The following is a 9,784-nucleotide window of genomic DNA, read 5'->3' as shown; positions in this document are numbered from 1 at the left end:
AGAATTAACTTCTTTTTCATGTCCGTGCCAAGGTTGACCAATGGGGTTGCCGTTGCTATCCCACAAGCGCACTGTCGAATCATTGCTGGCACTGACAATCCACTGACCATCAGGGCTAAAGGCGACAGAATTAACTTCTTTTTCATGTCCGTGCCAAGGTTGACCAATGGGGTTGCCGTTGCTATCCCACAAGCGCACTGTCGAATCATTGCTGGCACTGATAATCCACTGACCATCAAGGCTAAAGGCGACAGAATTAACTTCTTTTTCATGTCCGCGCCAAGGTTGACCAATGGGGTTGCCGTGAATATCCCATAAGCGCACTGTCGAATCATTGCTAGCACTGATAATCCACTGACCATCAGGGCTAAAGGCGACAGAATTAACTTCTTTTTCATGTCCGTGCCAAGGTTGACCAATGGGGTTGCCGTGAATATCCCACAAGCGCACTGTCAAATCATTGCTGGCACTGACAATCCACTGACCATCAGGGCTAAAGGCGACAGAATTAACTTCTTTTTCATGTCCGCGCCAAGGTTGACCAATGGGGTTGCCGTGAATATCCCATAAGCGCACTGTCGAATCATTGCTAGCACTGATAATCCACTGACCATCAGGGCTAAAGGCGACAGAATTGACCCAATTCTCATATTTGCGCTGCGATCGCCTGATGACCCGATCTTGTAGTATTTGATCTAGCTCCCACAAACGCACTGTGCGATCGCCACCACTGATAATCAGCTTGCCATCGGGGCTAAAGGCTAGGGAATTAACCTGTCCTTCATGTCCACGCCAAGGTTGAGCGATCGCGTTGCCATTGATATTCCACAAGCGTATTGTCCGATCGCAGCTACCACTAATAATAAACTTGCCATCAGGGCTAAACGCTACAGAATTTATATGTCCTTCATGCCCGTGCCAAGGTTGACCGATGGGATTACCTTGGATGTCCCACAACCGCACTGTAGAATCACTACTACCACTGACAATCAAATTGCGATCGGGGCTAAAGGCGGCGCAAATAATTTTTGCCTCATGTTTATGTTTGTGCCAAGGTTGGGTAATGCTGTTACCTTGTAAATCCCACAAACACACCGTTCCGTCAAAACCAACGCTGATAATGCAATCGCCATTTGGGCTAAAGGCGACGGAAATAACTCCTTCCTTGTGTCCGCGCCAAGGTTGAGTAATGGCGTTACCTTGTAAATCCCACAAACACACTGTTCCGTCAAAACCAACACTGACAATGCGTACCCCGGAGGGGTTAGCGCAGCCATCGCTATTTGGGCTAAAGGCGACGGAAATAACTCCTTCCTCATGTCCCTGCCACGGTTGAGCAATGAGATTACCTTGTAGATCCCATAAACACAAAATTCCGTCAATACTGCCACTAACAATAAACTTGCCATCAGGACTAAAAGCTAGACAATTAACCTCTTGCTCGTGTCCACACAAAAATTGAGCAGTAGGATTGCCAATGATATTCCACAAGCACACCGTAGAATCGCTACTGCCACTGGCAATAAACTTGCCATCAGGACTAAAGGCTACACAATTAACCTCTTGCTCGTGTCCGCGCAAGCTATTTGCCTCTGTGGGTGTGTTCATTGCTTCCTTTAAGCTTCCCAAAACAGGAGCTAGAAGCTGGTTTGGATATTTCTCTAAATTCTCACCCATTGTTTGAATTGCCAGCACCAAACCCTCTAGTGGTTGGACAGGAAGTAAATTCAAAACTCTGGCGGATTGTTCGCGTAGTTTTAATTCAGTCAGTGCAAGGTTTAACTTTTGAATCTCTTGTTCCTGGCGATCGGGCCATCCAAGACTAGGATTAATAAATTGATTAGCTTGTTCGCTTAAATAACCAAACGTTTGCTCTTTTAGTTCTTGATAAGTCTTTGTCTTCAGAACCCGATTTACAATATTTTCTCTTTCCCACAGCACATCTAAGGTGTATGCCAGAAGTGGTAAATAATCATTTTGTTGGTGAAAATCATGAATAATTTGCTCAACTAATCCTTGTTCAAAGGTAACGCCATTTTTAGCAGCAGGTTCAGCGATCGCTAACTTTAATTCTCCATCGCTCATTCTAGTGAGTATACGACTATAGCGATCGTGGATCTTTGCAAGTTGGGGATACTCGCTAAATTTATCCAAAAAATCAGACCGCATTGTTAAAACAATTTTGACAGAGCTATCCTGCTGCTGGAACAGTTGAAAGAGACTAGCAAAAAATTTATCGCGTTCCGGTTTTTGAGTTTTTGTAAACAGTTCTTCAAATTGGTCAATAAAAATCAGAATACACTGATAATCTTGTTTGAGGAATGTGACAATTTTAATTAGGGTATTTTCTCTTATTTCTTTAGAAATATCCGCTAGTGACGATTTTTTACCATAAGTAGAAGCAAGACACTGATAAAGAGATTTAAAAGGATTTTCATCTGGGTGAAAACTTATATTAATTAATGATTTTTTATTAGATCCTAAATAAGGAATTAAACCTGCCCGAATCAATGATGATTTGCCAGTGTCTGATGCTCCTAAAAGCAAGAGTACATTATCTTTTTTTAAGCGATCGCCCAGATTAGCAATCCACTTCTCCCGACCAAAAAATTTGTCTTTATCTTTAATTTCAAAAGTTTTTAGTCCTAAGTAGGGAGAGTCTGTTTTGAGTGGACGACAATGAATGTCCTCAAAATTACTGTCAGAAAAAAAGTCGTATTCAGAAATACCTTGGACATTACAGCCAATATTTATATCGCCTTCAGAACTGTTAACCATCTTATCTCCTTACTTTTGGACATCTCTGGCTAAATCTTTACCTCAGTTATAGTTCCTCGGCTAATCTTTGTAAGTAACTCAACAAAATTAATTACACATTCTCTTGTAAAGCTTTCCCTATCGCCGCCCTATAGGATCACAAGTCGAATTACCCCCCTTAATCCCCCCTTGTAAAGGGGGGAAACCGGAAAATCTAGTTCCCTCCCCTTTAGAAGGGGAGGGTTAGGGTGGGGTAAAACCTTGGCTAATCAGCATTTCCAACTTGTGTGTACACGGTAGCCCATAGCATAGAAGTTTTGTAAATCCTATCCGTGAAAAATTAAGGTTTTAAATAGGTTTATTCAGCAAAATTACTTAAGTAACTTTCCAAAAAATGTAGTAACTTTATCCTAAAACGCCAAAAATGACAAACGGGATGGAACTTTTTGATAACCTACACCTTGCTATGTTTAGCGGCAAAGGTGGAGTCGGAAAAACGACAATCTCCTGCACCTTTGCATGTCGTTGGGCGCAGAAATTTGCTAATGAGCAAATTCTTTTAATCTCAACCGATCCGGCTCACTCTCTTGGAGATGTCTTACAAGTTAGCGTTGATGACATTCCTCGTCCCATAGCGGAACTACCCAATCTACTAGTAAGGGCGTTGGATGCAAAGCTTCTGCTACAAGAGTTTAAAGAACGTTATGGTCAGGTGTTAGAACTGTTAGTGGAGCGCGGTAGTTTTGTTGAAGGAGCAGACTTGCTGCCAGTTTGGGATTTAAATTGGCCTGGACTGGACGAGTTGATGGGCTTGTTAGAGATCCAACGCCTTTTTCAGGAGCAGCGGGTAGATCGAGTAGTAGTAGATATGGCTCCTAGCGGTCATACTCTCAACTTGTTTGGATTGATGGACTTTTTAGACACTTTCCTCGGCTCTCTTGAACTGTTTCAAGAAAAGCATCGGATTATTAGCAAGACCTTTGCTGGAAGTTACACACCCGATCGCGCTGACGAGTTTTTGCAAACCCTGAAAGCTGAACTGTCGCAAGGTCGTCGTCTGCTTCAAGATCCCACCCATACTGCTTGTTTGTTAGTTGCGATCGCCGAACCAATGAGTTGGTTGGAGTCAAAACGATTCCTAGAAGCCTTAGAAACTATGCAGGTTCCTTGCGGAGGGTTGTTTGTTAACCAAATCCTTGCCAGTGCGACTGACCCAGATCGTTACCAAGAACAACAACCGCTCATCAGCCAGTATACGGCTCTTGCTAACGGAAAGCCGATGTTTATTGTGCCACAACAAGATAAGGAGCCTTTGGGAATTGTCGCCCTCAGCAATATTATCGACCAAATCCATATTCCTCAGCTTGAACCACTATCTCCTGTTCATCTACTCCCAATTCAATGGCCTGAAAAAATTCCTCCCAGCTTTGGAGATTTTCTGACCGAAGGTCGTCGCCTGTTACTAATTGGCGGTAAGGGTGGAGTAGGCAAAACCACAGTAGCAGCTGCGATTGGTTGGGCTATGGCTCAACAACATCCCGATCGCAAAATTCGCATGGTTTCTATCGATCCAGCCCACTCCTTGGGTGATGCCTTTGGTTTGAGTTTAGGACACGAACCATATCAAATAACTACCAATCTTCGAGGTCAGGAAGTAGATGGCGATCGCATTGTCGATCAATTCAGAGCCGATTACCTATGGGAACTGGCCGAAATGATGAGTGGCGAAACCCAAACAAGCGAAGGTATTGAAATGGCCTATGCTCCTGCTGCCTGGCGCAAAATTGTCGATCAAGCTTTACCAGGGATTGATGAAATACTTTCCCTGTTAACAGTAATGGAATTGCTAGAGCAACAAGAAGAAGACTTGATTATTTTAGACACTGCTCCTACAGGTCATCTTCTGCGTTTTCTAGAAATGCCAACTGCACTGGCAGACTGGCTAGGTTGGATTTTCAAACTCTGGATCAAGTATCAGAATGTCCTTGGTCGTACAGAGTTTATGGGGCGTTTACGAACTTTGCGACAGCGCGTAGTCAAAGCCCAAAAAGTGCTAAAAGACGCACAACAAGCAGAGTTCATTGGGGTTACACTTAACCAGACTAGCGTACTTGCCGAACAACAACGCTTGTTCAAATCTATGCAAGAAATAGGTGTGAGCCAGAATTACCTTGTTCTCAACCGTTTTACTTCTAAAGCAACCATTAATTGCGATGACTGCGAGACAAATTTTCCAGGTTTGACAATAGTTCGCTTACCAATGCTTCCTCGCTCAGTTCAGCCTTTAGAACGCATCCAAGGAGCAGCTACCTGTTTATTTTAACGGCTAATTAGACTAAATTCTTTCATACCCAAAGAGAAATTTATTATGCATCGCACTCCAAACCGCAGACAAATTCCAGCCAAATTTAGCACCATGCCTCCTCAACGTTCTCAAGCAACAGCTTACTTAAATGCTTACAAAATGATGTTAGAGAAGGAGCGTTTAGAGGAGGAACTAGAGAAACTCGAAGCACGCCGACATCAGATTCAGGAGCGTCTTGCCATTTTAAATAGTCAAACAATTGCTGAAGGGGACATGACTCATCAGCAAGCAAAGACTGCCTTGGAGAAGAAGACACCAAAATTCAACACCATAATATTGGAATACTAAGTACTAAGATTTCAGCTGCCTATTCTTCGCAACTTACTTGCGCGGTCGCGGCTTAAAGTTGAATTAAAATATCGGCATTAAAACCCTTAACTAATGTCGTGAAATTCGGGTTAATCGACATTCAAGGGAAAGCGGCTAATTTAGAGCAATATGTATTGGTTAATGTGGATGGGTATAGATGAGAATAACTGTTGAAGAGTTGTTGCATATGTACGCTACTGGGGAAAGAGACTTTAGTGGGATTAATTTGAAGGCTGGTGATTTGGCTGGCGTTAACCTCACTGATGTTAACCTCAGTGCATCCAATTTGATTTTTACTAACTTTAGTGATGCTAACCTCACTGGTGCTGACTTGAGTGGTGCTGACTTGGCAGAGTCCCAATTTGATAGGGCTAATCTTAGTCGAGCTATTCTCAGAAAAGCCAATTTGAGTTATGTTGTCATGCGCTATGCCTGTTTGCAAGGAGCCGACCTTGCTGATGCTTATCTTGGGCATGGAGATTTTGAAGGTACGATTTTCAGGTGTAGTAATTTGGAAAGAGTCAGCTTTTACAGTTGCAATTTGAGGCAAGCTGATTTAGAGTCAGCCAATATTGTTGAAGTTTCCTTTGAAAATACTTATATCTACAGAACTAATTTCAGAAATGCTATTTTAGAAAATATTTCTGGGCCTACTAAAAGATGTGAGACTATTATGCCTAATGGGGAAGTCGTCTCCGATCCAGAAGTTACCACTAGTCTTAAAGACTTTTGGCCTTAAATTTGAGGCATTTTTCTAATTTATTATCGGTCGTAGTTATCCCAATGTTAATTCACCCGACTGTATATCAACGACTAACCGACGATTTGTTAACCATTGACGACCGAGCAAAACTTCTGTTAAATCTTTGCCAACATGTACAGGGATGTCAAACTCTTGGCCATCAAATAATACTTGACCAAGATAGATTTCAAATTTTACATCTCCCCGTGCAGTTCGCATTGTTTGCTCTCGTAAACGCTCCCAACCAAGTGCATCTATATCTTGCTTATTAATCGCTAACCAATACGAAAAACCTGTATCAAACATCGCCTCAACAGGTAATTCCAATCCATCTGATGTTATTAAATTAATTTCAAAAAGTAGTGCATCCTCATCACCAAAAAAACCGGCAATCGTCATATCGTGCCGCAAGCCCCAGACTCATTAATCCGAAAAGTATAGTGGATTTTGCCTGGATGCTGTTTGCGACACCGTAATGAAACTACTTCTAAATCTTTATCAATAAAATATTCTCCACTATCCGGTTCAACTGCAACAAACCAGTTGTAGTGAGTTTCAATTAATTCTGATTTGACTCGATCAAAAATAGGTTTACAACGTTGGTAAAGAGCCTCGCGTTCGGCTTCATGTCGTGCTTTTTGTTCTTCATTCCATTGAATTTCAGGGAATATTCTTCCTCTGCGTGCGGTACGAGCGGGTTTGGTTTCAGTCATGGCTGATTATATTCTGAATCGCGATACTTATATTTTCCCTCATCCACACATCGCGGATTAAATTTGATGAAAAAAGCCTCGCGTTCGCGGGTACTGTCCGTGAAAAAAGAATGCACGGTATCACAAGCTACTAATTTTCGATGTTGGCAAAAGTTTTCGGTCTACTGAAATTTATAGTAAATCAAAGGGTTTAAGACCCCAACAATACAGGTAGCGCCAGTTTCAGTCGGGGTTTAAATCCCCGTCTGAACGCAAACAGCGTGCCGTAGGCAAAATGTCTAAAATGTTTGAATTTTGTTAGCGCCGGCGGCAAGCGAGTCCGCATACTCTGTAAGAGTTGCAAGCTACGCTTTTAGCGTCTCGTAGAGAGCGTCATTTTGAATTTTGAATTGTTAATTATGGGGATTACCTTCTGCCACGGCAGTTGTTTTATGCCGGTAAACCGTCCATCGCACTACCTCCTCTCCTCCTGCCTCCTGCCTCCAACCTTACTCTTGTGTCTGATTCCGTTCCTCCTCTTCTGCTTCCAGAATCGCTAATAAAAGAGCTTCTTCCTGAATTTCAAACTCTTCTTCAGGAATTTCTCCCATATCGAAAGCAAGTTGGAGTGCAAGAAGCTGCTTGCTGAGATTCTCTTTATCATCAATTTCAGTACTCGCATGTTCTAAAATTTTTTCCCCAAGCCACGTTACCCCCATTAATGGGCCAGTAATCGGTAATAGTAAGAAGCGCAGAACCATATTTTTACACTTGTGTTGACTTCTTAAAGGTATCCTCTCAACACCGTAATCATGCTGATGACATAAATATTAAACATTACTAGTCTTGTGTTGATGCCAAAATCCGTTGGATTTGAGTCCAGTTAAGGTTGATTGACATCTGTATTTTATATTTGCAATGTAACAAAAAAGACTTTCGTATAACACATTACTATTGAGGAGGTACTTAGAGTTTGACAACAGTATTAAATGCATCTCCCCAGCGATTTGTCAATACACCTGCGGTTCAACGCGTCGCTCAACGTGCTTTGCGCTATCTACAGTCAGGTTTTTCCATACACTTACGTGGTGCAGCCGGAGTCGGAAAAACTACTCTGGCAATGCATCTAGCTGATTTGCTCAACCAGCCGATCATCCTCTTATTTGGAGATGATGAGTTTAAAACCTCAGACTTGATTGGTAATCAATTAGGTTATACCCGTAAAAAGGTTGTTGATAACTATATCCACAGCGTTGTTAAAGTTGAGGATGAACTCCGACAACACTGGGTTGATGCACGATTAACCCTAGCTTGTAAAGAAGGATTCACGCTGGTTTACGACGAATTCAATCGATCGCACCCGGAGGTAAATAACGTTTTACTCTCCGTACTTGAGGAGAGATTGTTAGTATTACCAACAAACCAACATCGAGCCGAGTATATCCGGGTTCATCCTCAGTTTCGGGCAATCTTAACATCAAATCCTCAAGAGTATTGTGGAGTTCATGCAACTCAGGATGCTTTGATGGATCGTGTTATTACCATCGATATGCCTACACCTGATGAACTGAGTCAGCAGGAAATTGTAGTTCATAAAACAGGTATAGATTCTGAGAAAGCAGAAAAAATTGTCCGCTTAGTACGGATGTTTTGGAGTCGATCTGGTTCTGGACAGGGCGGTGGATTGCGTTCCTGTCTGATGATTGCCAAAATCTGCCACGAACACGAAATTTCCGTAAACCCTGGAGATCCTAGCTTCCAAGATATTTGTGCCGATATCCTGCTTTCTCGCACGAATCAACCTCTCATGGAGTCAACTCGCCTACTGGAAGAGGTTTTAAGTGAATTCTATCATAGTATAAATACCCAATCTCAGCCGTCAGAGATAATACCAAACAACCAAAATCAGATTGTATTGGAACAACGAGTACCTTACGAGCATGAAGTCTACAACTACCTGTGTAATTCTCCAGGAAGGCGTTTCTCTGAATTGGCAGTAGAATTAGGGATCGATCGCAGTCAAATTGTGACTGCACTCAAGTCTCTCAGAGAACAGGGAGTATTAGTCCAAATGCAGGGCAATGCCGAGTCGCCGAACATCTCACAAACAGTTGCTTTTGATTCTGGCCATTTAATAAACAAATGAGTACTAATACTAATCGGGGAGCGATCGCCACATCAACTCAAGGTTCTACCTTGGCAGATATTCTAGAACGGGTTCTGGATAAAGGCATTGTTATCGCAGGAGATATTTCTATTTCCGTAGGCTCCACAGAATTGCTCAACATTCGGATTCGTTTGTTGATTTCTTCTGTTGATAAAGCCAAAGAGATTGGAATTAACTGGTGGGAGAGCGACCCCTATCTTAATAGTCAAACTCACACCTTATTAGCAACTAATCAACAACTTCAAGAGCGTCTTGCCAGTCTAGAAACAGAACTGCAATCGCTCAAAGCACTCAATCCTAATAATCATCAGAATGCAGGCGATTAGTAAATCAAAAGGTTCCGATTCCGGTTTAGCACCGTTGTTACTGACGGTTGTTGAACTGATACGCCAACTCATGGAAGCTCAGGTGATTCGGCGAATGGATGCTGGCACCCTCAGCGACCATGAGCTAGATCGAGCTTCCGAAAGCCTACAACAGCTTGAACAACAGGTTGTTAAGCTTTGCGAGATATTTGATGTTGACCCAGCCGATCTAAATATTAACTTGGGTGAAATGGGAAATTTACTTCCCCAATCTGGAGGATATTACCCCGGTGAAACCTCTAGTCAACCTTCTATTTTAGAACTTCTCGATCGCCTATTAAATACGGGTGTTGTGGTTGAAGGTGACTTGGACTTAGGACTGGCTCAGTTAAGCTTAGTTCATGCCAAGTTAAGACTAGTACTCACTTCTAAACCCCTGTAACTTTT

General features: G+C 42.4%; 10 protein-coding genes. 6 read left to right on the top strand and 4 right to left on the bottom strand.

Annotated elements, in window-relative coordinates:
* Positions 1 to 2,778, bottom strand: a 2,778-nt coding sequence (locus V7L01_RS15930) for a WD40 repeat domain-containing protein (RefSeq protein ID WP_335036264.1), incomplete at its 3' end; no start/stop codon positions are given.
* Positions 2,779 to 3,181: 403 nt separating this feature from the next.
* Here V7L01_RS15930 and V7L01_RS15925 point away from each other — a divergent pair.
* The 3 genes from V7L01_RS15925 to V7L01_RS15915 all read left to right on the top strand — a co-directional run bounded on the left by V7L01_RS15925 (position 3,182) and on the right by V7L01_RS15915 (position 6,170).
* A complete protein-coding gene (locus V7L01_RS15925) occupies positions 3,182 to 5,080 on the top strand; it encodes an ArsA family ATPase (protein ID WP_335036262.1) in 1,899 nt (632 codons plus the stop codon).
* A 45-nt stretch (positions 5,081 to 5,125) separates the two neighbouring features.
* Positions 5,126 to 5,410 (top strand): hypothetical protein, encoded by a 285-nt coding sequence (locus V7L01_RS15920; RefSeq protein WP_099098970.1) that lies wholly within the window; start codon positions 5,126 to 5,128, stop codon positions 5,408 to 5,410.
* 178 nt (positions 5,411 to 5,588) lie between these two features.
* Complete coding sequence (locus V7L01_RS15915) at positions 5,589 to 6,170, top strand: pentapeptide repeat-containing protein (protein ID WP_099098971.1); 582 nt, start codon at positions 5,589 to 5,591, stop codon at positions 6,168 to 6,170.
* 36 nt (positions 6,171 to 6,206) lie between these two features.
* On the opposite strand, the gene V7L01_RS15910 is transcribed toward V7L01_RS15915, so the two are convergent.
* The 3 genes from V7L01_RS15910 to V7L01_RS15900 all read right to left on the bottom strand — a co-directional run bounded on the left by V7L01_RS15910 (position 6,207) and on the right by V7L01_RS15900 (position 7,626).
* Positions 6,207 to 6,572: a retroviral-like aspartic protease family protein gene (locus tag V7L01_RS15910; protein WP_099098972.1), complete on the bottom strand. Its 366-nt coding sequence runs from the start codon at positions 6,570 to 6,572 to the stop codon at positions 6,207 to 6,209.
* Entirely contained in the window at positions 6,569 to 6,886 is a 318-nt protein-coding gene (locus V7L01_RS15905) for a hypothetical protein (RefSeq protein WP_099098973.1), read from the bottom strand. The genes V7L01_RS15910 and V7L01_RS15905 overlap by 4 nt, the downstream gene beginning before the upstream one ends.
* A gap of 488 nt (positions 6,887 to 7,374) precedes the next feature.
* On the bottom strand, positions 7,375 to 7,626 hold the full coding sequence (locus V7L01_RS15900; protein WP_335036259.1) for a gas vesicle protein GvpG: 252 nt from the start codon (positions 7,624 to 7,626) through the stop codon (positions 7,375 to 7,377).
* Between the two features lie 212 nt (positions 7,627 to 7,838).
* Here V7L01_RS15900 and gvpN point away from each other — a divergent pair, with 212 nt between their 5' ends.
* Genes gvpN through V7L01_RS15885 form a run of 3 tightly spaced genes read left to right on the top strand, consistent with a single transcriptional unit; the run spans position 7,839 to position 9,779 of the window.
* Positions 7,839 to 9,011 (top strand): gas vesicle protein GvpN, encoded by a 1,173-nt coding sequence (gvpN, locus tag V7L01_RS15895; protein WP_335036257.1) that lies wholly within the window; start codon positions 7,839 to 7,841, stop codon positions 9,009 to 9,011.
* Positions 9,008 to 9,358: a gas vesicle protein gene (locus V7L01_RS15890; protein WP_334876716.1), complete on the top strand. Its 351-nt coding sequence runs from the start codon at positions 9,008 to 9,010 to the stop codon at positions 9,356 to 9,358. Before gvpN ends, V7L01_RS15890 begins: the two co-directional genes overlap by 4 nt.
* Positions 9,345 to 9,779: a gas vesicle protein K gene (locus V7L01_RS15885; RefSeq protein WP_099098977.1), complete on the top strand. Its 435-nt coding sequence runs from the start codon at positions 9,345 to 9,347 to the stop codon at positions 9,777 to 9,779. The genes V7L01_RS15890 and V7L01_RS15885 overlap by 14 nt, the downstream gene beginning before the upstream one ends.
* Positions 9,780 to 9,784: the final 5 nt, after the last annotated feature.

It is taken from the genome of Nostoc sp. (assembly GCF_036917095.1).
In the GTDB taxonomy this organism is placed as follows: Bacteria; Cyanobacteriota; Cyanobacteriia; order Cyanobacteriales; family Nostocaceae; genus Nostoc.
This window is presented reverse-complemented; position numbering and strand designations above follow the sequence as displayed.